The organism is Pedobacter jejuensis, assembly GCF_003725795.1.
GTDB classification, from domain to species: Bacteria; Bacteroidota; Bacteroidia; order Sphingobacteriales; family Sphingobacteriaceae; genus Pedobacter; species Pedobacter jejuensis.
Map to the genome: position 1 here is coordinate 27,776 of NZ_RBEE01000009.1, position 23,944 is coordinate 51,719.

General features: G+C 35.4%; 22 protein-coding genes. 6 read left to right on the forward strand and 16 right to left on the reverse strand.

All coding sequences use genetic code 11. From position 1 onward, the window contains the following. Positions 1-139: 139 nt before the first annotated feature. Both D7004_RS05880 and crtD read left to right on the forward strand, forming a co-directional pair. The gene (locus D7004_RS05880; protein WP_123204982.1) at positions 140-1,843 is read left to right on the forward strand and encodes a M28 family peptidase; all 1,704 of its coding nucleotides are present in this window, start codon (positions 140-142) and stop codon (positions 1,841-1,843) included. A 5-nt stretch (positions 1,844-1,848) separates the two neighbouring features. After that, entirely contained in the window at positions 1,849-3,309 is a 1,461-nt protein-coding gene (gene crtD, locus D7004_RS05885) for a 1-hydroxycarotenoid 3,4-desaturase CrtD (protein WP_123204945.1), read from the forward strand. Here crtD and D7004_RS05890 read toward each other — a convergent pair. The 4 genes from D7004_RS05890 to D7004_RS05905 are packed head-to-tail and all read right to left on the reverse strand — an operon-like array spanning position 3,306 to position 6,590. Next, positions 3,306-3,803, reverse strand: coding sequence for a shikimate kinase (locus D7004_RS05890; RefSeq protein ID WP_123204946.1), 498 nt, complete (start codon positions 3,801-3,803; stop codon positions 3,306-3,308). The two genes, crtD and D7004_RS05890, sit on opposite strands and share 4 nt — an antisense overlap. A gap of 33 nt (positions 3,804-3,836) precedes the next feature. Then, the gene (locus D7004_RS05895; RefSeq protein ID WP_123204947.1) at positions 3,837-4,892 is read right to left on the reverse strand and encodes an ABC transporter permease; all 1,056 of its coding nucleotides are present in this window, start codon (positions 4,890-4,892) and stop codon (positions 3,837-3,839) included. Beyond that, entirely contained in the window at positions 4,893-6,044 is a 1,152-nt protein-coding gene (locus D7004_RS05900) for a BT_3928 family protein (protein WP_123204948.1), read from the reverse strand. It lies immediately after the preceding gene. Beyond that, positions 6,045-6,590, reverse strand: coding sequence for a DUF1599 domain-containing protein (locus D7004_RS05905; protein ID WP_123204983.1), 546 nt, complete (start codon positions 6,588-6,590; stop codon positions 6,045-6,047). It abuts the gene before it with no gap. Between the two features lie 98 nt (positions 6,591-6,688). On the opposite strand from D7004_RS05905, the gene folP reads away from it, so the two are divergent. Beyond that, on the forward strand, positions 6,689-7,546 hold the full coding sequence (folP, locus tag D7004_RS05910; protein ID WP_123204949.1) for a dihydropteroate synthase: 858 nt from the start codon (positions 6,689-6,691) through the stop codon (positions 7,544-7,546). Positions 7,547-7,676: 130 nt separating this feature from the next. Next, positions 7,677-8,468 (forward strand): diadenylate cyclase CdaA, encoded by a 792-nt coding sequence (gene cdaA / locus D7004_RS05915; protein ID WP_123204950.1) that lies wholly within the window; start codon positions 7,677-7,679, stop codon positions 8,466-8,468. Positions 8,469-8,601: 133 nt separating this feature from the next. Here cdaA and D7004_RS05920 read toward each other — a convergent pair whose 3' ends face one another. The 9 genes from D7004_RS05920 to recJ form a co-directional block, all read right to left on the reverse strand. After that, positions 8,602-9,012: a BrxA/BrxB family bacilliredoxin gene (locus D7004_RS05920; RefSeq protein ID WP_123204951.1), complete on the reverse strand. Its 411-nt coding sequence runs from the start codon at positions 9,010-9,012 to the stop codon at positions 8,602-8,604. Positions 9,013-9,115: 103 nt separating this feature from the next. Further along, positions 9,116-9,595 (reverse strand): CCC motif membrane protein, encoded by a 480-nt coding sequence (locus D7004_RS05925; RefSeq protein ID WP_208646797.1) that lies wholly within the window; start codon positions 9,593-9,595, stop codon positions 9,116-9,118. A gap of 10 nt (positions 9,596-9,605) precedes the next feature. Next, entirely contained in the window at positions 9,606-9,932 is a 327-nt protein-coding gene (locus tag D7004_RS05930; protein ID WP_123204952.1) for a DUF2752 domain-containing protein, read from the reverse strand. Next, complete coding sequence (locus D7004_RS05935) at positions 9,910-10,341, reverse strand: YkvA family protein (protein WP_123204953.1); 432 nt, start codon at positions 10,339-10,341, stop codon at positions 9,910-9,912. Before D7004_RS05935 ends, D7004_RS05930 begins: the two co-directional genes overlap by 23 nt. 4 nt (positions 10,342-10,345) lie before the next feature. Further along, on the reverse strand, positions 10,346-10,756 hold the full coding sequence (locus tag D7004_RS05940; RefSeq protein WP_123204954.1) for a putative toxin-antitoxin system toxin component, PIN family: 411 nt from the start codon (positions 10,754-10,756) through the stop codon (positions 10,346-10,348). Between the two features lie 6 nt (positions 10,757-10,762). Next, complete coding sequence (locus tag D7004_RS05945; RefSeq protein WP_123204955.1) at positions 10,763-10,978, reverse strand: hypothetical protein; 216 nt, start codon at positions 10,976-10,978, stop codon at positions 10,763-10,765. 31 nt (positions 10,979-11,009) lie between these two features. After that, a complete protein-coding gene (locus tag D7004_RS05950) occupies positions 11,010-12,527 on the reverse strand; it encodes a GH3 auxin-responsive promoter family protein (protein WP_123204956.1) in 1,518 nt (505 codons plus the stop codon). A 123-nt stretch (positions 12,528-12,650) separates the two neighbouring features. Beyond that, complete coding sequence (gene lptB / locus D7004_RS05955; protein ID WP_123204957.1) at positions 12,651-13,391, reverse strand: LPS export ABC transporter ATP-binding protein; 741 nt, start codon at positions 13,389-13,391, stop codon at positions 12,651-12,653. 136 nt (positions 13,392-13,527) lie between these two features. Then, positions 13,528-15,228, reverse strand: coding sequence for a single-stranded-DNA-specific exonuclease RecJ (gene recJ / locus D7004_RS05960; RefSeq protein ID WP_123204958.1), 1,701 nt, complete (start codon positions 15,226-15,228; stop codon positions 13,528-13,530). Positions 15,229-15,392: 164 nt separating this feature from the next. Here recJ and D7004_RS05965 point away from each other — a divergent pair, with 164 nt between their 5' ends. Continuing rightward, positions 15,393-16,157 (forward strand): MBL fold metallo-hydrolase, encoded by a 765-nt coding sequence (locus D7004_RS05965; RefSeq protein WP_123204959.1) that lies wholly within the window; start codon positions 15,393-15,395, stop codon positions 16,155-16,157. 93 nt (positions 16,158-16,250) lie between these two features. Here D7004_RS05965 and odhB read toward each other — a convergent pair whose 3' ends face one another. The 3 genes from odhB to D7004_RS05980 all read right to left on the reverse strand — a co-directional run bounded on the left by odhB (position 16,251) and on the right by D7004_RS05980 (position 22,037). Next, positions 16,251-17,477: a 2-oxoglutarate dehydrogenase complex dihydrolipoyllysine-residue succinyltransferase gene (gene odhB / locus D7004_RS05970; protein WP_123204960.1), complete on the reverse strand. Its 1,227-nt coding sequence runs from the start codon at positions 17,475-17,477 to the stop codon at positions 16,251-16,253. 302 nt (positions 17,478-17,779) lie between these two features. Beyond that, on the reverse strand, positions 17,780-20,578 hold the full coding sequence (locus D7004_RS05975) for a 2-oxoglutarate dehydrogenase E1 component (RefSeq protein ID WP_123204961.1): 2,799 nt from the start codon (positions 20,576-20,578) through the stop codon (positions 17,780-17,782). A gap of 184 nt (positions 20,579-20,762) precedes the next feature. Then, positions 20,763-22,037, reverse strand: coding sequence for a DASH family cryptochrome (locus tag D7004_RS05980; RefSeq protein ID WP_123204962.1), 1,275 nt, complete (start codon positions 22,035-22,037; stop codon positions 20,763-20,765). A 168-nt stretch (positions 22,038-22,205) separates the two neighbouring features. Between D7004_RS05980 and D7004_RS05985 the strand changes: the two genes are divergently transcribed. Next, positions 22,206-23,828, forward strand: coding sequence for a DUF4139 domain-containing protein (locus D7004_RS05985; protein ID WP_123204963.1), 1,623 nt, complete (start codon positions 22,206-22,208; stop codon positions 23,826-23,828). Positions 23,829-23,944: the final 116 nt, after the last annotated feature.

The following is a 23,944-nucleotide window of genomic DNA, read 5'->3' on the forward strand; positions in this document are numbered from 1 at the left end:
AAACCTCCTTATTCATACAATAGTACAAAATTTAGACCAAAAACCGAAACGGTTCAAGTTAAATTTACGTTAATGTTATATGAATAATCAGAGCTTAATCAATAAACAATTCTTAGTATCTTTCGCTTTTATTCCTTTTATGAAAATTAAGATACTCCTAAGCCTAGTTCTAATCAGTTTTGCTGGCTTTGCACAAAACACCACCGACCAATATTTTAAGCTAACAAGAGCTGGATTTAATGAAAATAATGCTTATGTCACAACAGCCTTTGTAGAAAAATATTTCCGGGTTCCTGGAAATGAAGGTTTTAATGCAAGCATTCATCACGTAGAAAATATTTTAAAAAAAGCAGGTTTTGTAGAGCAAAAACAAAATGAATTCGAATCGCCTTTAACTTATCGCATCGAAAAACGAGCGATGAAAAATAAAACCTGGCAACCTGTTGATGCCAATATCGATATCGTTGGGGAAACACAACCTTTAATTTCGTATAAAACCAATCGCAACATGATTCCGATTAATTGCGGTTCTACGCCAGTTGAAGGCGTTACGGCTGAAGTTATTTACATCGAAAAAATTGTACCTGCAGAGATAGAAAAAATGGATTTGAAAGGTAAAATCCTATTTTCAGAAAATTCTCCTTCCAGATTACTAATGGCAGCTACAAAAGCAGGTGCTATAGGTGTTTTAGGTTATTCGATGCCAAAATATACTCAACCAGAAGTCCACCAAACATCAATCCAATTTGGCAGTATGAGGCCAAACAGCGAGGTATGGACATTGCTTTTATCATATCAAGTAAAAGAAAAACTAAAAGCAGCCTGTTTAAAAGGAACAACGAAACTAAAAGTTAATATTGAAACCAAAATTTATACATCAGAAGAATTAACCATAGTTGCAAATGTTAAAGGCAGTGAAAAACCAAACCAACGTTTTGTTTTTAGTGCCCATGTGCAAGAGCCTGGGGCAAATGATAACGCAAGCGGCGTAGGTACATTAGCAGAAATGGCTCGTTTGACCGCAGAACTTTACCAATCAAAAAAAATAAATCCTAAACGCACACTAACTTTTTTATGGGGCGATGAAATTGTTTCAACCAGAAGATACATTACTGAAGATAGCACTCGTGCAAAAGGAATTTTATGGGGCATGAGCTTAGATATGGTTGGCGAAGACACCAAGAAAACAGGCGGTTCTTTCTTAATCGAAAAGATGCCCGATCCATCAGCCATTTGGACTAGAGGTACAGATAAACATACGGAATGGGGTGCTGGTGATGTTAAAGAGAAAGACCTTTTTCCGCATTATTTTAACGATTTTATTTTCGACATCTGTAAAGCCCAAGGCAAATTTGCCAACTGGACAGTAAACTATAACCCTTTTGAAGGTGGTAGCGACCATACTCCATTTCTGCAAAATAAAATACCAGGTTTATTGATGTGGCATTTTACCGATGTTTTTTATCATACCGATAATGACAGAATTGACAAAGTATCAGCCATTGAGATGAAAAATATAGGTATAAGTGCTTTAACAGCTGCTTATTCTTTAATATCTGCTGATGAAAATCTGGCAACCGCAACAATTGCTCAAGTTAAAAATGATGCTTTGGACAGGTTAAAAACCGAATTTGCTTTGAGTAAGAAAGCAATTGCTGATGGAAAATCTGCATCTGATGAAAAGCATATTATTGAGGTTTGGAGCAAATGGTACATAGATGCCTTGGCAACGATAAATAAGATGCCAGTAACATCAGCAAGTACAAGAGTTGGCTCATCAATAAAAGTTGCCACAATAGAGTTGGAAAAACAAACGAAGGTTTATTTAAAGCAGTTGAAATAAAGTAAATGCGCAAAGCAATAGTTATAGGTGCCGGAGTTGCGGGAATTGCTTCGGCTATACGAATGGCTGTAAAAGGCTACAACGTAGGAGTATTTGAATCTAATTCATATGCCGGAGGTAAACTTTCAGAAATTAATTTGGAGAGTTTTCGGTTTGACGCAGGTCCGAGTTTATTTACCATGCCACAATATGTTGATGAACTTTTTACGCTTGCTGGCAAAAACCCGAAAGACTATTTTGAATATGAAAAACTAGAAGAAATTTGCAGGTATTTTTATGAAGATGGTTTAAAATTAACAGCTTTTGCTGATGCGACTAAATTTGGTGAAGAACTAGCAAAAAATACAAATTCTAATTCAGCTGAAATAGATAATTTTCTAAAAAAAAGCAAAACCATATATGATATAACCCATAAAGTTTTTTTGGAAAGAACCCTGCATAAGGTTAAAAGTTATTTACATTGGGACACCTTAAAATCTGTATTTCGCTTTGGTAAAATTGATGCGTTCAGAACGCAGAATAAAGCAAACGAAAGTTTTTTTAAAGACAAAAGAATTGTACAGCTCTTTAACCGATATGCTACATATAATGGCTCCAATCCTTATCAGGCGCCAGCAACTTTAAATGTAATTCCACACTTTGAATATCATTTTGGCGCATTTTTGCCAAAAAAAGGAATGTACAGTATAACACTTGCATTAGTAAAACTGGCAGAAGATTTAGGCGTTAAATTTCATTTCAACCAGAAAGTAGAGGCGATTAACTATCACAATAAAAAAATCAAAGGTATATTAGTTGGAGGAGAACATATTGCTGCAGATGTAGTTATCTCTAATCTCGATGTTTGGTTTACCTACAAAAACTTACTTAAAGATTTACCTCCTCCTAAAAAACTTTTAAATCAGGAAAGAAGCAGTTCTGCACTTATATTTTATTGGGGTATTAAAAATATACACCCTGAATTAAATTTGCACAACATCTTGTTTGCAGCGAATTACGAAGCAGAATTTGATACCATTTGGAAAGAAAAAAGCATCCCACATGACCCAACAATATACATTAACATAACTTCAAAACACATTGAAAGCGATGCACCAGAAGGTTGTGAGAACTGGTTTGTAATGATTAACGTGCCAGCAGATAGCGGACAAAATTGGGATCAATTAATAAAGGATGCAAGACAGCATATCATAGCAAAAATTAATAGAATTTTAGAGAAAGCCATCACCGAAGATATTATTTGCGAAGAAATTTTAGACCCACGCAGTATTGAATTTAAAACTGGTTCTTACCAGGGTTCACTTTACGGAAACAGCTCTAATAATCAATTTGCCGCATTTTTAAGGCATCCAAATTTCATATCAAAAATCTCGGGTTTGTATTTCTGTGGTGGAAGCGTTCACCCAGGAGGTGGAATTCCTTTGGCTTTACTATCAGCAAAAATTATTGATAATGAAATTGGTTAGGCGTTCAGCAATCCTGCCAATTTATCAACATCTAAATCAAAAGCATTGATGATGATTTTTGCTTTCTTGTAAAATGGATTTCGTTCTTCAAGCTTTAATTTGATGAATTGGAGTAATTGCTCATCGTTCAAATCTTTAATTAGCGGTCGCTTTTGGCGGTTGTGCAATCGGGAAACCAATTGAGCAGGTTCCATTTGTAGATAAATGGTTTCACCGTTTTCATTCATCCAATCCATATTATCAAAAAAGCATGGCAAGCCCCCACCCGTTGCAACAACACATGTTTCTGGATAATTATAGTTTTTAAGCATCTCACTTTCGTAATCTCTAAAACCACTTTCGCCATATGCCTCAAAAAACTCAGAAATACTTTTGCCAGATTTATTTACAATTTCAGCATCCAAATCTATAACAGAACAATCTAGCTTATTTGCCAACTGCTTTGCTTTGGTACTTTTACCGCAGCCCATATATCCAACAAGAAAGATAATCATATTAAAGGTTATTCTAAAAACGTTATTTATGTGCTACACCAACTTTACCCTTGGGTCTATATAGGTATAGAGAATATCTACCAATATATTTATAACCACAAACACAAATGCAATAAACAAAATGGAGCCCATTACAACCGGAAAATCAGACATTTCTAAAGCTGTAACCGTTGTTCTACCTAAACCATTGTAGCCAAAAATATATTCAACAAAAAAAGAACCTGCTAGCAGTGATGCGAACCAACCTGAAATTGCCGTTATAACAGGATTCATTGCATTTTTAAGCGCATGTTTATAAATGATTGCATTTCTTCCAAGTCCTTTAGCTCTTGCGGTTCTGATGTAATCTTGTGCCAACACATCTAGCATTGCACTTCTGGTTAACTGAACTATAATTGCCAAAGGCCTAAGTCCTAGGGTTATCATAGGCAACCACAAATTTCTTAATGTTAATATTTCGCCATTAAACGGATCATAGCTGTATAAACTTCCGCTCATTTTTAAACCAGTATAATTACTTAAAACGAAGCCAAAAAGCCAGGCAATAATAATTCCTGCAAAAAAAGATGGTGCGGAGATACCTAAAATAGCAAAAGCATTTGCCGATTTATCTATCCATGAATCCTTGTAAACGGCAGATAATACCCCTAAAAAAACACCAATAATGGTTGCAAAAATCATGGCAGTTAAGGCCAGTATAAAAGTATTCGGAACAGTTTCTGAAAGGATAGCTGTTACATCACGTTTGGTTTGATACGAACTCCGCAGATACGGTTGCTTCAAAACCAGCGCTTTATCTTTAAAATCAAGCAATTTAACATAGTGATATTTTTTCTGCGAAATGCTATCATTATCCAATACACTTAAAGGAGATAAATCGTTTACATAAAGTACAAATTGCATTGGTTTTGATCTATCCAAACCAAATTCTTTTCTAACTGCTTCCAGGGATTGCACATCGGCCCGCTGTCCCATTGTCATTCGGGCAGGGTCGCCAGGCAAAATATTAAACAAAATAAAAACAACTAATACTACGCCTGCCATAACCAGCAAGCCGTATAAAAGTTTCTTTATTGCGTAGCCTAACATTTATTTGCTAAAATATTTATTGCTTAACTGTTCGAAATTTGGAACATTGTGAAAATGCCATTTATTAATCACAACCCCATTCTTCAAAAGTAATATCCCTGGATTTGCCCTAACCATACTTTTCAGCGGAACAGCATCAGCATAAAAAACTTCAGAAAACAGGTTGTTCTTTTTTATAAATTTCTCTGCATCAACTGCAGAACTTGAGGTTAGTAACACACTTCTAATGTTAAATTGCTGCGTTGCATTTAATGCCAAAGCATTTAAATCGCCAATTGCTTTTGTATTAGCATCTTTTAAATTATAAGCTACAAATACCAAACTATAATACGGATTTTCTAACAGTTCTTTGGTGTAATCCGTTCCCGAAGCATCGGTTATGATTAAGTCTTTTATTTTTGGATCGAAACCTTTCTTTACAAGCGTTTTTGTTGGTTCGCCAATAATTTCCCAATTGTTATCTTTCCAAATTTCTGTTTTTAAATAATCCTTATCACTCAAATCCTTCTCTGCTTTGGTAGCTTTGTTTTTAAGGTGATACATGATTTGAAATTCATCGGGTTTTTCTCCTGCAGGAATAACCATTAATGATGGAATATGTGCGCCAACTTTATATGGCAAGAAATCCATTACGGGTAGAAAGTTATAAGTGTACAAACCGAAAAGCAGGGCGACAACCGTTATCGTTATCGCGATGTTTTTTTGAGCCAAAGGAAGGCTTGTAACTGGTTTTATTAAATCTTTTTTAATAAAAATATAGATGATAAAACCCAGCAAGATTAAATCCTTAGTAAATGATTGCCAAGGCGTTAACGGAATTGCATCACCAAAACAGCCACAGCTTGTTACCACTTTAAATACTGCTGATACGAATGTAAGAAGGGTGAAAAATATGATTAAAATTAATAAACCCCAAGCTATCTTTTTATTCCAGAAACCTAATAGCAATAAAGCGCCAAAAACAATTTCGAGCGTACATATAAAAATAGCTAATCCGGTTGCCATCGGACTTAAAAAGTCCATATGGAAAACCTCAAAATATTCTTGCAGCTTATAACCAAAACCTAAAGGGTCGTTTGCTTTGATTAATCCTGAAAAAATAAATAGGACACCAACAAGGATTCGGGAAATGGTTAAGGCAATATTTTTCATCTATTTTACTCCCAATTTAATTAATGCAAAAACGGCATAATTTAGCATATCCTGATAGTTTGCATTTACCCCTTCTGAGGCTAATGTTTGTCCGTCATTATCTTCAATTTGTTTAACACGAAATATTTTCATCAGAATCAAATCAGTTAAAGAACTTATGCGCATATCTCTCCAGGCTTCGCCATAATCGTGATTTTTTGCAAACATTAAATCCTTGGTTTCTTTAACTTTAGCATCGAATATGGATTGAACTTCATCAAAAGGTAATTCATTCGGATCTTGTTCTGTAAAGTCCGATTGCATCATAGCAATAACGCAATAGTTTACAATACCAATATATTCTGATGTTATACCTTCGCCTACCAAACTAACTTTTTTATCTTCTAAAGTACGGATGCGTTGTGCTTTAATAAAAATTTGATCAGTAATAGAGCTGAGCCTTAAAATGCGCCACGCGGTACCATAATCTTTAGTTTTTTTTAAAAATAAGGATCTGCAAATTGCAATCACATCATCAAATTCGGTAGCGGTATTTGTTTGTGCCAAGGCCAATTATTATTTAGTTTTTAATGTATTTTTGTTTCGAAAAACGAAAGCTAAAGATACATTTTTAAAGCGAAACCCAAATCCCGAAAGGGTTTAATATGGCAGAAAATAACTTTTTTGAAGTAAAGCAAAGTCTGAATATAAAAGGCAAAATCTTTAATTTAAATACCCCGAAAGTAATGGGTATTTTAAACATTACCCCCGATTCGTTCTATAGCGGCAGCCGTACAAATTCAATTAAAGAGGCGTTAATTAAAACTGAAGGGTTTCTAAAAGAAGGCGCATCCTTTATTGACATTGGTGGATATTCTTCTAGACCAGGTGCAACGCATATTGCAGAAGATGAAGAGCTTGCACGAATTATTCCTATTGTTGAAGCATTAAATAAACATTTACCAGAGGCTATTATTTCAATCGATACTTTTAGGGCAAAGATTGCTGAAGAAAGCGTTTTTACTGGCGCTCATATAATTAATGATATTTCTGCTGGTGAAATGGACAACAAAATGTTCGAAACCATAGCAAAAATACAAGTGCCTTACATAATTATGCACATGCAGGGAACGCCCCAAACTATGCAGAAAAATCCAGTTTACAACAATGTTTTACTTGATGTAGTTGATTACTTTGCTAAGAAAGTTGCTGCTTTAAAAGCATTGAATGTTCATGATGTTATCATCGACCCTGGTTTTGGTTTTGGTAAAACCATCGAGCATAATTATGAGCTTTTAAGCCACATGGAAGATTTCAAAATATTTAAATTACCCATACTTGCTGGTTTTTCAAGAAAAGGAATGATACATAAAGTTTTAGGTACATCTGCCGCTGAAGCTTTAAATGGAACAACTGTTTTAAATACCGTTGCGCTACAAAAAGGAGCCAAAATACTTCGTGTGCATGATGTTAAAGAAGCTGTTGAATGTATAAAATTGATAGAATTGCTTCAGCTGCAGTAAAAAGCTAAACAGTTCAAAATTAAAACCTCGAAAGCTACAAATTACGTATTGCTTAAACTTCTTATTCAATTAACCTTTTTTTACATTTTTACCGTTTAACCATTCTAAAACATTTGCTATCTTGCCCTTAATGAAAGGTTTTGATTTCGATTTTCTTAAAATATCGGTAACCGATGTAGTTGATATTGTTCTTGTAGCGTTATTAATCTATTACGTTTACACCCTGATTCGCAATACGCTAGCTGTTAATCTATTGGTTGGGATGTTTATCATCACTGTTTTTTACTGGATAGTAAAAGGCCTACATATGGAGTTGTTAACTACGATCATAGAGAAGTTTATGAGTGTAGGCATAATTGCATTGATTGTGATTTTTCACCCCGAAATCAGGCGGTTTCTCTTGCTCATTGGAAAAAATGCCTTCTTACAAAAAAATAAGGCTTGGTGGGGCTATTTATTTGGCAGAAAAGAAATTGAAAGAAATAACCTTGCCAGGATAAAACCAATTATAGACGCTTGCAAGACCATGAAAAAGACACGTACAGGTGCATTAATGGTTTTCGTTAAATTTTATGATGAACAATTTTTCGCCAACAGTTGTGAGGTTGTTGATGCAAAAATTTCAAAACGTTTGCTAGAAAGCATATTCCAGAAAAACAGTCCGCTGCATGATGGCGCTGTAGTAATATCAGAAAATAAAATTAAAAGTGCCAGTTGTATATTGCCATTAACCGATAACGATCAATTACCATCTCAATTTGGTTTAAGGCATAGGGCTGGGATTGGTGTGTCGGAAACAACCGATGCGGTTGCTGTGATTATATCAGAAGAAACTGGCGAAATATCTTACGCTAAACAAGGCAGGGTAAGAATGAATGTATCCTTCGGAGAGCTAGAAAAATTGCTGAATAAGGATTTTTAATTGGATTGTTGGTTGATTAGTAAATGGTTTGTTGGATTCCGAAATACTTAAAACCCTGTTTGTCGGTTGATTATTTTTTAGTTGGTTAGAAAACCAACCAACTAAAAAACAAACCAGCTAAAAAACCAAAAAACTAGCAATACTGTTCAAAAGCGCCGATTAAATTATCAGCAATCATTTGTGCAGGGCGTCCTTCAATCTGATGACGTTCAATCATATGAACCAATTTACCATCTTTAAACAAAGCCATTGCTGGAGACGATGGAGGAAAAGGCATCATATAATTTCTAGCCTGATCAACAGCTTCCTTTTCCATACCTGCAAAAACGGTTACCAATTTATCAGGGTGTTTTTCGTGTGCTGCTGCTGCTCTTGCGGCAGGGCGAGCATTTGCTGCTGCACAACCACATACAGAATTTACAACAACTAAAACAGTTCCTTCGCCTTTAATGGCCGAATCTACTTCTTGTGCATTTTTTAACTCTTCAAAACCAACGTTAGTTAATTCTTTACGCATTGGTTCTACTAAATATTCTGGATACATTATCGTTAGTTTTTATTTACAATTTTTAGAGTACAAAAATAAGAAAATCGAACAGCATCAGCCATTCGATTTATATTTTAAAGGTAAAATTAAATTCCGTTGATTATTGAAGACCTTTCAAAATTTCTTGCATTTTCTGAGGGTCGCTCATCATACCTGTACCAAACATTATTATAATCACAGCATAATATGCTAATGATAGAATGTTTAATATCAAACCAATAATGGCACAGATTCTACCAGCATTTAGGTTTTTGTAAGAGCTTAAACTGTAAATCGAAGGGTTGGCATTATAAAGCGCCTTATCTTTTTTGCTTAAAACCAAAGCTATTATTGCAGGGATTAAACCCAAAATTCCATAACAGCAGCAAAATGCAATAGATAAAATCCCTAAAACTAAAACGATTGTTGAGTTAGGTAAATTTTGATAGCCCATGCCTCCGCCAAATTGACCAAATGGTGGTTGTTGCTGAAAAGGTGGAGGAGTTACAGGTGGTGTTATTGGTGGTCCTAATGGAGGCGTTTGGTTATTTTCCGGGTTTATGGGACGGTTTTCTTCAGGGATTCCTTGTTCTTCTGACATAGATTTAGTTTTAGTTTATGAGTTGGTGGTTGTATATTTTGTAAATGTAATTGATTAAGATAATTACTGCAATACCTATAAACACGATTTTTATCAACTGTGCGCCAAACTTAAAATCGACTTTTAAGTGAATAAACGTAAAAACCAAAAGCAAAACCAAAGGAATTGTTGCCGGATATAACTTAAAAGATTCGATGAAATTTCCTTCAATTAACGAAACAGCAGAACGTTGAAAACCGCAACCCGGACAATCAATACCGAACTGAGATTTAAACGGACAGGCTAACAGATGCTGGTTTAACCATTCAAAGAAATTAAACTTCTGTTCCCTCAACATCTTCTATAAAATTGATTTGAGAATCTTTCCAAATTTTATACTTTTCTAAATCCTTGGCTAGCTGTTTAAAAACGAGGTTCAAAATAAATATATCATCTATAAAACCAAGCGCCGGAATAAAATCTGGCACAATATCAATCGGGGATAGAAAATATATCAATCCACCTAATATTGCAACAATAGAGCGTTTAGGGATTTCCGTATAATCTCCATTCACATAATCCTTTGCTATTCCAAAAAGCAAAGTCATTTTTGTCCAAACACCATCCAAATCATGTTTGTTGTTAACTGCTTTGCCAAAGGCATCACGAATGGTATCGTTTGCTTTAGCTTTATCCTTCAGCAAAACGGAAGCTTTGCTTTCTGATTTTTTAAAAAAATTTAATATTTTTTGTGTGTTAAGGTTCATGTCGTTAATTTTCTAAAATAATCGATAAAAATTCGTTTATGGAAAGAATATTAACCTTCGGAAAATCTATTTGTTTCAAGATATTAAAATGCTGGTCATTTGTAATGATATAATCAGCGTTGCTGCATACATAGGCATCAACATATTTATTATCGTCAAAATCAACAGTTATTAGCTTCCACTCAAAGTATATATCTACTTTAAACACATTTTGTAAACTGAGCAAAAGTTCGGCGATATTATTTGCAACTAAAGAATTTGATTTTTGTTCTATAATTTCTACATACTCAGATAGAATATCGTTACTTATAACAGACTCGAACTTACCAGAAATCAATGCATCAAATATCGGTCTATACTTTGATTTCTTTGGGATTGACACAAGCAGGGCATTAATATCAAGTACAACTTTCATTGATATTTATCTTTTTCTTAGATGTTCATCCTTCCAAGATTCTATAGTATTTTCATCCCAGTTATTTTCATCCCAAAGTTTGTCCATTTCATCGGATGCTGCTTTAGAAAAGTAGTTTGCCAGCATTATTTTAATATCTTTCAATTGTGCTTCGGGTAAATTATATTGAAATAATTTTAATAGCTCTAGCTGAACATTTGTTAATTTTCCGGTAGCTTCCATATTTTTATCCTTTGTGCTAAAACAAATATAATCAATTCGATTTCATCATTTCCAAAATATCATCAAGGTATTTTCGCTCGTTGGCTAATCTAGGAACCTTATGCTGTCCACCCAATTTATCTTTTGCTTTTAACCAATTGTAAAAAGTATTTGGAGCTGCATTATGAACTTTCGGGCGGCATAATGCCATATCCTTAAAGCGTTTTGCATCATAATCAGAGTTAATTTCTCGTAAAGTCTGGTCCATCACATCAATAAACTTTTCTAAATCATTTGGCTGCTTATCAAACTCGATAATCCATTCGTGCCCACCGGCATTTTCTCCTTTGAAATAAATTGGTCCCGCGGTGTAATCTTTAATTTCTGCACCAGTTTCGGCACAAGCTTTGGTTAAAGCTTGTTCGGCATTATCTATGATTACTTCCTCGCCAAAAGCATTAATAAAGTGCTTTGTTCGGCCAGTAATTTTAATTCTATATGGAGATAAAGAAGTAAACTGAACTGTATCTCCAATCATATAACGCCACAAACCACCATTTGTAGAAATAACAATAGCATAATTTTTATTCAACTCAACCTCTCCTAATAATAGTGCTTTCGGGTTATCCTGGCAAATATTTTCCATCGGCACAAACTCGTAAAATATGCCATAATCAAGCATTAAGAGCATTTCTTCAGAGTTATCCTGATCTTGAATACCAAAAAATCCTTCAGATGCATTATAAGTTTCCAAATAATACATATCGTTTGATGGAATGAGCTGTTTGAATTGTTCACGATATGGCGCAAAATTTACAGCTCCATGAACATACAACTCTAGGTTAGGCCAAACTTCCAATAAGTTACTTTTACCCGTCAATTCCAGTACCTTTTTAGCTAAAACGATGGTCCATGTGGGTACACCCGAAATGCTGGTTACATTTTCTTGAATGGTTGCTTCGGCCATTCTATCCATCTTAATCTCATAATTATCCATTAAGGCGATAGACATATCCGGAGTGCGATAATATTCTGCCCAAATTGGCAAATTTTTAATCAGCACAGCTGATAAGTCTCCGTAAAAACAGTCTTCGTTTAGCTGATTAACTTGGTGACTGCCGCCTAAAACCAAACCTTTGCCCGTAAACATTTGATTATCGGGACGGTTATTGCAGTATATAGAAAGCATATCTTTACCCCCTTTAAAATGGCATTCTTCCAGCGATTCCTCTGAAACTGGGATAAATTTACTTCTATCGCTAGTTGTACCAGATGACTTCGCAAACCATTTTATATCCGAAGGCCATAAAATGTTTTGCTCGCCGTTAAGCATCCTTTCGATGTATGGCTTTAACGAATCGTAATTTTGAATCGGAACTCTTTCTTGATATTGATATGGTGTTAAAATGGTTTTGTAATCATACTTCTTACCCCACTCCGTATTTTCTGCACTATCTATTAAACTATGAAACCACTCTTCCTGCACATCGTAAGGATATTTCATAAAAAGCTCGATTTGGTGAATCCGCTTTTTCATTAACCAGGTAAAAATTGAATTTACAATTGCCATGATTAAAAAATAAATACTACATTTTTACCACGCATCCTCGAACACTGAAAAAGCCTTTGCTGTTTTTCATATAATCCTGCCGCTATAACCATATTGTTCATATCCCTATCACGAGTCATCTTTTTAAACATCAAATTTCTTTCTTTTTAAAACAAAATTAGAACCTAAATAAACTTTTCTTACCATTTCATTTTCTGCTAATACTTCTGGCACACCTTGCTCTAAAATTTTACCTTCGAAAAGCAGATAAGCTCTATCGGTGATGGATAATGTTTCCTGAACATTATGATCAGTTATTAAAATTCCTATGTTTTTATGCTTAAGCTTTGCAACAATTGTTTGAATTTCTTCAACTGCAATCGGGTCAACACCAGCGAAAGGTTCATCCAATAAAATGAAGTTTGGGTTTGCAGCTAATGCTCGGGCAATTTCTGTTCGTCGGCGCTCGCCACCCGATAGTAAATCGCCACGATTTTTACGCACTTTATGTAAGCTAAATTCATTTATCAATTCTTCTAGCTTATCTCTTTGCTTTTCTTTGCTCATTTTACTCATCTCTAAAATGGCAAGAATATTCTCCTCTACTGTCAATTTTCTAAAAACTGAAGCTTCCTGAGCCAAATACCCAATGCCTTTTTGAGCTCGGCGATACATTGCATCTTCAGTGATATCTTCATCCTCTAAAAAAATACGACCCTCATTTGGTTTAATCAAACCAACAATCATATAGAATGATGTTGTTTTTCCTGCACCATTTGGTCCAAGTAAACCAACAATTTCTCCCTGACTTACATTAAAAGAAACATCATTAACAACAGTGCGTTGCTTATATTTTTTAACCAGGTTTTCGGCTCTTAATATCATTCGTATTTACGATTTTCGATTCACGATTTACGATTAAAGTAAATCCAAACCCATATTTTTCACAGTCGTCATTCTGAATTTATTTCAGAATCTTTTTTGCTTAGATGCTGAAACGAGTTCAGCATGACGATTTGTTTTAATTTACTTTAATTCCTTTTATATTTAGTTGCAAGCGTTTTTTATCTCGCCAAATATTCTCTTCTATTGTATAACAAACAGAAAATGGAACTTTTGGTTGTAAAAGATTTTGGTATTCTGCCAAACCAAAACCGATGCATTCAAAAATACTCGAATTTTGTTGTTTTATACTTAATTTTAAATGATTCCCACCAACTGCCATGGCATGCTGGGTAAGGTAAACATTATGTGTAACAAAAAGCGGTGCCATATTTTCTGGTCCGAACGGACCCATTTGTGCTAAAACGCGATAAAACTTTCCATCAATTTGCGCAAGATCAACTTCTGCATCGATTTTAATCATTGGCGTTAACATCTCTTCTGTAATTGTTGCAGAAACAATTTCTTCGAATTTATCGGCAAAAGCATTTACATTATTTTCTTGCATGGTTAAACCAGCGGCAAACTTGTGCCCCCCAAATTGATCGAGCAAATGTGCACAACCACTCAAAGCTTCATATAAATCAAAACCCGCAACCGAGCGGCATGAACCGGCAACATGCCCATTAGATTTTGTAAGAACAATTGTTGGACGATAATATTTTTCTGTTAAACGAGATGCTACAATCCCGATAACACCTTTGTGCCAATTTTCGTTAAAAACTACGGTTGTTTTTCTATTAATAAGAATTTCACTATCACCAATTAATGCCAATGCTTCACGCGTGATATCTTGGTCGTACGTTTTACGCTCGGTATTTTTTGAGTTGATTTCAACACTTTGCTCTAAAGAATTTCCATCAACTTCGCAAAGCAACATAGCAACTGCATGCTTGGCATGATCGATTCTGCCAGCGGCATTAATCCGCGGCCCCAAAGTAAAAACCACATCAGTAATGGTATAATTTTCAGTTTTGCCCGAAATTTCCATCAATGCTCGTAGGCCTTCGCATGGGTTGGTGTTTAGTTTACGGATGCCGTAGTAAGCCAGAATTCTATTTTCGCCAACTACAGGGACAATATCTGCGGCAATACTAACCATAACCAGATCGAGGTATTGCAGATAACGCTCTTTTGGTAAATTATGTTTTTGGGCATAAGCCTGAACGAGTTTAAAACCTATACCGCAGCCGGCTAATTCTTTAAACGGATATTCGCAATCAGCACGTTTTGGATCTAAAACCGCAATTGCTTTTGGAATTTCATCTCCAGGTAAATGGTGATCGCAAATTATAAAATCGATGTTTAAACCGTTCGCATAATCTATCTTATCTGTTGATTTTATCCCACAATCGAGTGCTAAAATTAACGAAAAACCATGCTCGTTTGCGTAATCAATACCGGCGGTAGAAATTCCATAACCTTCTAAATATCTATCAGGAATGTAGTACTCTATGTTTTGGGTAAGTTGTGAAAAAAAACTATAGGCTAGTGCAACTGATGTAGTACCATCAACATCGTAGTCGCCATATATCAGAATTTTTTCATGGTTGCTAAGAGCTTTTTCAATTCTGTTAATGGCTAAATCCATATCCTTCATTAAAAAAGGATTATGAAGGTGATCCAAGTTTGGTCTGAAGAAATCTTTGGCTGCATCAAAATCGCATATATTTCTTTGTACCAATATTTGAGCAAGCGTTTTATCTATATTAAGTTGCTGTGCAACTGTATCAACGGTTTCAGCATTACAATCTGATGCTTTTACCCATCTTTTTTCCATTTAATTTATCTCCGAACAGTAAATATACATTATTAATAAATATGGTTAAAGCAATTCACTTCACGTAAAATGCAATGTGCTTTTTAACCAATCAATTAGGGATGATGAATGTTTAATAGTAATGATTAAATTTTACCTTTGCTAAAACTTAAAAATTAAACAACTTGCAAATTCACACCTTATTCGAAGGCACGTATTCTGTTGATGCGACAAAGAAATTTGTGCCTTTCGATTCTACAGTTCATAGTTTTAAAGATAGACCAGCATCGCTATTTATAAATGTACAACCCTTTTTAGTAGAACTTAAAAATGATTTAATATTATTTGATACTGGTTTAGGTTTTTGTGATGATCACGGCGAATTGATTTTGCATAAAAACATCCGCAATGCTGGATTTGATCCAACAGATGTGACGAAAGTTTTAATGTCGCACTTACATTACGACCATTCTGGCGGTATGATTCATAAAAATGGCGATAAAATTGAATTGAGTTTCCCTGATGCGGAATATGTAATTAATCGTGGAGAGTGGGAAACAGCTTTTAGCAGCACTTCATCTTCATACCATCCTGATATTTTCGAATATCTTCAGCGCAATGCTCAGTTAAAATTTGTAGAAGGAGATGGAAATTTGGATGATACAATTGCTTACGAATTTACTGGCGCACATTGCCCGAACCATCAGGTATTTCTATTAACCGAAGGGAATCAAAAAATATTTTTCGGTGGGGATGTTTTGCCAGAACCAGAAGAATTGGTAAAAAACTTCATTGCCAAATATGATTTTGATGGTCGCAAAGCAATGGAATTACGTAAAGCATTTGGTAAACGAGCTGCAGAAGAAAATTGGGAGTGTTTATTCTATCATGCCAAAAGTGCTGCAACGGGTTTTGTTGATGCAGTTGAAGGTGGTTTCAGAATTAGATAATTAAAGCTTCGGATAAAAATATGATTGTAAAATAAAAGCCTCAGATTAACATCCGAGGCTTTTAACGTTTAAAAATTTTATCTATTTCAGTAATTATATACCTAATAATAATCTTGCTGGGTCTTCTAATAATTGTTTAACACGTACCAAGAAACCAACCGACTCACGTCCATCAATAATTCTATGGTCGTAAGATAAAGCAACATACATCATCGGACGAATTACAACCTCACCTTTTTCGGCTACAGGGCGTTCTACAATATTGTGCATACCTAAAATCGCAGATTGGGGAGCATTGATGATAGGTGTAGACATCATTGAGCCAAACACACCACCATTTGTTATGGTAAATGTTCCACCGGTCATTTCTTCTAACGTAAGTTTGCTATCGCGAGCCTTCAATGCCAATTCTAACACGGCTTTTTCAATTTGAGCTAAAGTCATGCTTTCGGCATTACGAATAACAGGAACCACTAAACCTTTTGGAGCGGAAACTGCAATTGAAATATCAGCAAAGTTATTATAAACCAACTCCTCACCTTCTATGCGACCATTTACAGCAGGAAAATCTTTTAAAGCTTCGGTTACAGCTTTGGTAAAGAAGCTCATAAAACCTAAACCAACACCATATTTTTCTTTAAACTGATCTTTATATTTTCCGCGTAAATCCATGATAGGTTTCATGTTAACTTCGTTAAAAGTAGTTAACATTGCCGTTTCATTTTTAACAGCAACCAATCTTTTTGCTACTGTTCTGCGCAATGGCGACATTTTCTCGCGGCGTTCGTTGCGGCTTCCGGCAGGCGCTGCTTCTACTGCAGGAGCAGTTGCTTTTAGTGCTTCTGGTTTTTTACCAGCTTCTGCTTTTACAGCATCATCTTTGGTAATTCGACCGTCAACACCTGTGCCTTTTACAGCACCAGAATCAATTCCCTTTTCAGCAAGAATTTTACCAGCAGCTGGAGATGGAGTTCCTGTTGCATAACTGTCACCAGATTTTTCTGCAATTGGAGCAGCAGTTTTTTCTTCAGCAACAACTGGTTTTTCTTCAGATTTTGGTGCATCTGCTTTAGCAGGAGCTGCGCCACCATCTTCAATTTCACAAACTACTGCACCAATAGCTAAAGTATCTCCTTCGGCAGCTATCGTTTTTAAAGTCCCGGCTTTTTCTGCAGTTAATTCGAAAGTTGCCTTGTCAGATTCTAACTCAGCAATAACTTCATCCATTTCAACAACATCGCCATCTTTCTTTAACCATTGTGATAAAACAACTTCTGTTATCGACTCACCTACAGGTGGAACTTTTATCTCTAAACTCATAATGTTTAATATGTTTTTCTATGTTTTTTGGGATTGAGGATGGGGTTAAGGTTGAGACTAAGGTTAAGATTGAGGTTAAGGCTGAGGCAAAGAGCCTAAACACAATCCTAATCTAAATCCTTACCTAAAACATCATTTTAACTCATCATCAACTTATCCAAATCTTTATCTACTTATCTTAATCTCAACCTTGGTCGCAACCTCAATCTTCATCTCAGCCTCAATCTTGACCTTGATCTCAGCCTTAACCTCAACCTTAACCTCGATCTTAGCCTCGATCTCAGCCTCAACCTCGATCTCAATTAATCAGCTTCCGCCATTTTTTTTGTTGCCTTTTTTTCAGCGTTTTTAACTTCTTCTTGCTTTATCGGCACTTCTAATGCCTTTGCTAAAATATAAGCTTGCTGATTGGCATGTTGTTTTGCGAAGCCTGTTGCAGTACTGCTACTTTCTCTTCTCGAAATAACATCAATACCTTTTAAGCCAGTTTTATAAAGTTTGCGGAACAAATATGGCCATGCACCCATGTTTTCTGGCTCTTCCTGTACCCATAAAACCTCATTCGCATTTTTATATTTTTTCTTAATTGCTTCCATCTGGTCAACAGGTGTTGGATATAACTGTTCAACGCGAACAATTGCCACATGTTTAACTTTATCTGCCTGTTGTTTTTCTAGCAATTCATAGTAAATTTTACCACTACAGAATACAATTCGTGTTACATCTGCGGTTTTTACATTTACGTCGTCTATTACTTCTTTAAAACCACCTTCTGTAAATTCTTCTAACTTAGAAACACAAGCCGGATGGCGCAATAAGCTTTTAGGCGTAAAAACAATTAAAGGTTTACGGAAATCACGTTTAAATTGGCGACGTAAAACATGGAAAAAGTTTGCTGGAGTAGTACAATTTGCAACTTGCATGTTGTAATCTGCACAAAGCTCCATAAAACGCTCAATACGTGCTGATGAATGCTCAGGCCCTTGACCTTCGTAACCGTGAGGCAACAACATTACTAAACCGTTTTCTCTTTGCCACTTAGTTTCTGCACTTGCAATATATTGATCAACTACAATTTGCGCTCCGTTAAAGAAATCACCAAATTGAGCTTCCCAAATGGTTAATGCGTTTGGATTAGCCATTGCATATCCGTATTCGAAACCTAAAACACCATATTCCGATAAGTGCGAATTGTAAATATCAAATTGAGCTTGTTGGTCTGAAATGTTTGCTAATGGCACATATTCTTCTTCACTATCCTCTAAAGTTAATACAGCATGGCGATGAGAAAATGTTCCGCGTTCCACATCCTGACCACTTAATCGAACACGTTTACCTTCTGATAATAAAGTACCATAAGCCAACTGCTCGCCCATTGCCCAATCAAACACATTGGTTTCATTAACCATTTTTGTCCGTTCGCCAAATAACTTCTCAATCTTTTTGAAAAACTTTTTATTTGATGGTAGCGTAGTAATTCGTTTACCAATTTCTAATAAAGTTGATTTTTTAACCGCAGTTACTGGAGATGTTTCAAAATCTTTTGGAGTAGCCATACGCAAATCTGCCCAGGCACCACCAAATTTAACTTCGGTATTTCCGGCTACGTAATCTTTAGCTTCATTTAAACGTTCCTGCAAAATTCCACGGAAATCTTTTTCCATTTCTTTTGCTAAGCCTGCTTCTAATTTACCTTCTTTGGTTAATTGTTCAATATAAAGCTCCCTTGGATTTGGGTGTTTTTCTATTGTTTTGTATAATAATGGTTGAGTAAATTTAGGCTCATCTGCTTCATTATGCCCAAATCGGCGGTAGCACAAAATATCGATGAAAACATCGTTCTTATATTTCTGGCGATACTCCATGGCCAAATTAATTGCGTAAACCAATGCCTCAGGGTCATCACCATTTACGTGGAAAACCGGCGATAAAGTTACTTTAGCAATATCGGTACAATAAGTACTTGTACGAGCATCTTTGTAATTTGTGGTAAAACCGATTTGATTATTTATCACCAGGTGAATGGTACCACCAGTTTTATAACCTTCAAGGCCTGCCATTTGAATAACTTCATATACAATACCTTGGCCGGCAACTGATGCATCTCCATGAATCAAAATCGGGGCTAAACGACTATTATCACCACCATATTTAAAGTCGATTTTTGAACGGCTCATGCCTTCAACTACACCATCTACCGTTTCTAAGTGTGATGGATTTGGGCATAAACTCAAGTGAACACTTTTGCCAGCAGCTGTGGCAACATCTGTTGAATAGCCTAAATGATATTTTACATCACCACCAAACGGTGTATCAGGATTGTAACTTTTACCTTCAAATTCTGCAAAAATATCTTTGTAAGTTTTCTGCATGATATTAGCCAATACGTTCAAACGACCGCGATGCGCCATACCAATAACAAATTCTTGGATACCTAGTTCTGCGCCCTTTTCAATTACAGAATCTAACGCAGGAATTAAAGCCTCAGCTCCTTCTAAAGAGAAACGCTTCTGACCTAAAAATTTTGTTCCTAAGAAATTTTCGAAACTTACCGCTTCATTTAATTTTCTAAGAATTCGTTTTTTAACATCGATAGAAAAATTTGGCGTATTACGTGCACTCTCCATTTTCTGCTGAATCCAGTTCAGCACTTCTGGAGTACGTAAAAATTTATATTCTGCACCGATAGAATGTGCATAGGTTTGTTTTAAAAAGGCAACTATATCTTTCAGTTTAGCTGCACCAATGCCAATTTCAACACCCGAATTAAAAACAGTTTCCAAATCTGCATCAGATAAACCAAAGTTTGATAAATCTAATGTTGGTAAATGTTTACGTCTTTCGCGTACCGGATTGGTGTGTGTAAATAAATGACCACGGGTTCTGTAACCATCAATCAAATTTAAAACACTAACTTCTTTTAAAAATTGTTCTGGAGTTTCTGTTGTTACGGATGGAGCTTCTGAACCTCTTCCGAAATCGAAGCCTTCGAAAAACTTCTGCCAACCAAATTCAACTGATTCAGGATCTTTTTGATACGACTGATATATTGACTCTATATATTCGGCATTTGCGCCGTTAAGATAAGATAATTTATCCATTATTAACTGTTTACTATAAGCATTACAAAATTAGAATTTTACCTAATATAAACGGTAAAAAACTCGATTAAAATAAGATTTTTTAATTAGGGATTTAAAATCGCGAAAAGAATGAATTTTGAATTAGAGAATGAACTAAGGTTCAATGGATTCAATCATTCAAAACTTAATCATTCTATCTTTATCAAGACGCCCAGGTTAAAGCGTAGTTGCCTTTTGGATCGAGGCTTTTTATGTATTTATCCAGATCAAATACACTTTTAGTTTTTTGGTCGTTACCAACACCAGCCATATTTGCCCAATTGCCCCAATTGCTTGCAGGATTATAGTCTATTAATCTTTCTTCAAAATAAGATGCACCTAAAACCCAGCTAACTTCTAGGTTATTGATTAAGTACAAAGCGGCTGTCTGGCGAGCGATATTCGAGATGTATCCAGTACGATTTAGCTCATTCATCACGGCATCAACAATTGCAAAGCCGGTATTACCATTTTTCCAACTATTAAAATTTTCGTTTGTATGAACTTTATCAACTATAGGCTGGCTGCCAAATCCATCTGGCTTAAAAAATGTATTTCCATACTTTTTAAACATAAAACGGAAATAATCTCGCCAAAGCAATCCAAGCAAAATATGATTAAACACAGCCTTGGTATTGGGCATACCCTCCATTTTTTTTACTTCCCAGTACACTTTTCGTGGAGATAAACAGCCCATAGCCAACCATGCAGATAGTTTTGATGCAAGTATTAAATTTTTGGCCGATGCGGCTTCTTGCATGGCAACAATCACTTTTTGCAATGTTGTTATACCTTCTGTCTCTCCACCAGAAAATTCAAAATCAGAACGAATATCTTTTTCCTGAGGTTTTAAACCTAAATCGGTTATGGTTGGTATGTTCCCCCAATCAATAACTTCAGCAACGTTCACCCTATCAGGCGCTAAAAAGCAAGGCTTAATAATGGCATCACGCTCTACTTTCTTTTTAAACAGATTAAAAGCATCGGGAATATCCTTGATTGGAAAAGGTAAATCTTCTTTATTGTACAAGGTATGACCAATAAAATGCTTTAAATTAACACGAAGTTTCCAAAGTCCGTTTTCAACCAAATTAGAAATTTTTGTTTCCTCATCAGCCACTTCTCGGTGATGATAAACCTCATTAATTTCATACTCTTGAACCAAAGCTGGGATTATTTCTTCGGGGTTACCTTGCGCAACCAAAAGATTGCCGCCAATTTGTTTTAATGAATTTCTTAACGCTGAAACACTTTCTAAGGTAAATTGTGCCCGAATGCTTCCGGTTTTTAATGTTCCATATTTTGTTTCTACGAACAATCTTGGGTCGATAATATATACTGGTAAAATTGAATCTGATTTAGCAATAGCATCCACAAGCATTTCATTATCATGCAACCGAAGATCATTTCTAAACCAAACCAGAATTTTTTTTGACATATTTTATCGAAAAATAGCTTTAAGAACGCAGTTACAAATTTATCTTATTTTTCTTTCAGGAGCAAAAACCGGGTTAATATTTACAAATAGCCAACAATTTAATTTACCTGTTATGGAAATTGAATAAACCTTACATCATTCAGTTATATCACATAATAAGAAAAAATAATGAAAAAACTGCTATTAATTTTGCTATTTCCATTGAACCTATTTGCGCAACAACAAATTAAAACCAAAGCTACGCTCGAGCGTGTAACAGTTTATAATAACGGAGCAGAGATGAGCCATAACGGTAAAGTAAATCTTCCAGAAGGCACCTCAGAAATTGTAATCAATAACATTTCGGGCAGGGTGAATGAGAATTCGATTCAAGTAGGTGTTTCAGCAGGAGTAACGATATTATCTGTTCAGTTTAATAAAGATTTCTTAAATACAGAAGCCGCAAATCCAGAAATAAAAAAGCTTAATGATAGTTTAAAAATTGTTGCAGCTGAACTAACAAAAACCAAGAACGCGAAAACTATTGAAGAGCAAACTTTAGCGCTGCTTGATGAAAATCGCAAATCGGGCGGCACAAGTAACGGAACCAATGTTGCAGAGCTTATTAAACTTGCTGATTACTATCGAACAAAAAATACTGAAGTTCGAAATGCCATCGCAGCTCTGGTTTTAATTGAGGAAAAGCAAAACCAAAGGTTGGTAGCCTTACAGCAACAAATTAATGAATTGAGGAATAATCCAAATCAGCAATTGGGGCAACTGGTTTTGCAATTAATGGTTAAACAAAATACCGAAGCCATTTATAATCTTTCTTATGTTACACCAAATGCCCATTGGTTGGCCAGCTATGATATTAAGGCGATAAGCACTTCAAATCCACTCGGCGTTGTTTACAAAGCTGCAATAACGCAAAACACAGGCTTAGATTGGAAAAAAGTTAAACTTTCTCTATCAACAGGAAACCCAAGCTATAATATTACAGCGCCAAATTTAAATCCGTGGTTTGTATCAAGTTATCAGCAACCGATAAGAATAAGAGGAGTTGCAACCCCAACAATGGATGAATCCCAAATGCTTAATGATGTAGTTGTTGTTGGATATGGCAAAGCAAGAAAAGAAACAAAAAGTGAAGCATCTGTAAAGCCCTCCACAATTAACAATTACACTACGGTAAATGAAACCCAATTGGGTGTTACTTTCGATATTGATATTCCTTATGATGTAAATAGCGACAATAAACCCCATACAGTTGCATTTAAGGAATATGAAGTGCCGGCCAGTTATAAGTATTTTGCTGCGCCAAGAGTAAGCAACGATGCTTACTTACTTGCTGACGTAATTAATTGGGAAAAACTTAATCTTCAGGCTGGTGAAGCTAATATCATTTTCGAAGGAACTTACACAGGCAAATCATATATCAACCCGGCAAATATTCAGGATACGTTAAGCCTAAGTATGGGAAAAGACAAAAAGATTATTATTACAAAAGAGAAGCAGGAAGATTTTAGCAGCACGAAATTTATTGGTAGCAATAAAAAACAGTCTTTTACCTATTTGATAAAAATTAGAAACACAAAAAAAGATGCCGTTGAGCTAAACCTTAAAGATCAATATCCATTATCTACAGAAAGTGATATCGAAACTGAATTATTAGAAAGCAGCGGTGCCGAAGTAAATAAAGAAACTGGCATGCTTACATGGAAATTGAAAATTGCACCAAACGAAACTAAAATAATAAAACTAAGCTATAGCGTAAAAGCACCTAAAAACAGAGTATTGGCCGGGCTTTAAAATTAAATGGAGGATGGAGGTATGGAAGATGTAAAATGGAGAGATGGGTAATGGAAATATCATAAGCCGCTTTAACCCTATACCTTTAACCTTACACCATTTACCTTACACCTTAA

What these genes read in the sequence shown, in the direction of transcription:
- recJ (WP_123204958.1), bottom strand. Translation starts at nt 15,228, where the DNA reads ATGGAAAAAAGATGGGTAAAAGCATCAGATTGTAATGCTGAAACCGTT.
- crtD (WP_123204945.1), top strand. Translation starts at nt 1,849, where the DNA reads ATGCGCAAAGCAATAGTTATAGGTGCCGGAGTTGCGGGAATTGCTTCG.
- D7004_RS05890 (WP_123204946.1), bottom strand. Translation starts at nt 3,803, where the DNA reads ATGATTATCTTTCTTGTTGGATATATGGGCTGCGGTAAAAGTACCAAA.
- folP (WP_123204949.1), top strand. Translation starts at nt 6,689, where the DNA reads ATGGCAGAAAATAACTTTTTTGAAGTAAAGCAAAGTCTGAATATAAAA.
- cdaA (WP_123204950.1), top strand. Translation starts at nt 7,677, where the DNA reads ATGAAAGGTTTTGATTTCGATTTTCTTAAAATATCGGTAACCGATGTA.
- D7004_RS05880 (WP_123204982.1), top strand. Translation starts at nt 140, where the DNA reads ATGAAAATTAAGATACTCCTAAGCCTAGTTCTAATCAGTTTTGCTGGC.
- D7004_RS05975 (WP_123204961.1), bottom strand. Translation starts at nt 20,578, where the DNA reads ATGGATAAATTATCTTATCTTAACGGCGCAAATGCCGAATATATAGAG.
- D7004_RS05950 (WP_123204956.1), bottom strand. Translation starts at nt 12,527, where the DNA reads ATGGCAATTGTAAATTCAATTTTTACCTGGTTAATGAAAAAGCGGATT.
- D7004_RS05925 (WP_208646797.1), bottom strand. Translation starts at nt 9,595, where the DNA reads ATGTCAGAAGAACAAGGAATCCCTGAAGAAAACCGTCCCATAAACCCG.
- D7004_RS05895 (WP_123204947.1), bottom strand. Translation starts at nt 4,892, where the DNA reads ATGTTAGGCTACGCAATAAAGAAACTTTTATACGGCTTGCTGGTTATG.
- D7004_RS05940 (WP_123204954.1), bottom strand. Translation starts at nt 10,756, where the DNA reads ATGAAAGTTGTACTTGATATTAATGCCCTGCTTGTGTCAATCCCAAAG.
- D7004_RS05985 (WP_123204963.1), top strand. Translation starts at nt 22,206, where the DNA reads ATGAAAAAACTGCTATTAATTTTGCTATTTCCATTGAACCTATTTGCG.
- D7004_RS05920 (WP_123204951.1), bottom strand. Translation starts at nt 9,012, where the DNA reads ATGTATCCAGAATATTTAGTAGAACCAATGCGTAAAGAATTAACTAAC.
- D7004_RS05935 (WP_123204953.1), bottom strand. Translation starts at nt 10,341, where the DNA reads ATGAACCTTAACACACAAAAAATATTAAATTTTTTTAAAAAATCAGAA.
- D7004_RS05980 (WP_123204962.1), bottom strand. Translation starts at nt 22,037, where the DNA reads ATGTCAAAAAAAATTCTGGTTTGGTTTAGAAATGATCTTCGGTTGCAT.
- lptB (WP_123204957.1), bottom strand. Translation starts at nt 13,391, where the DNA reads ATGATATTAAGAGCCGAAAACCTGGTTAAAAAATATAAGCAACGCACT.
- odhB (WP_123204960.1), bottom strand. Translation starts at nt 17,477, where the DNA reads ATGAGTTTAGAGATAAAAGTTCCACCTGTAGGTGAGTCGATAACAGAA.
- D7004_RS05900 (WP_123204948.1), bottom strand. Translation starts at nt 6,044, where the DNA reads ATGAAAAATATTGCCTTAACCATTTCCCGAATCCTTGTTGGTGTCCTA.
- D7004_RS05945 (WP_123204955.1), bottom strand. Translation starts at nt 10,978, where the DNA reads ATGGAAGCTACCGGAAAATTAACAAATGTTCAGCTAGAGCTATTAAAA.
- D7004_RS05930 (WP_123204952.1), bottom strand. Translation starts at nt 9,932, where the DNA reads ATGTTGAGGGAACAGAAGTTTAATTTCTTTGAATGGTTAAACCAGCAT.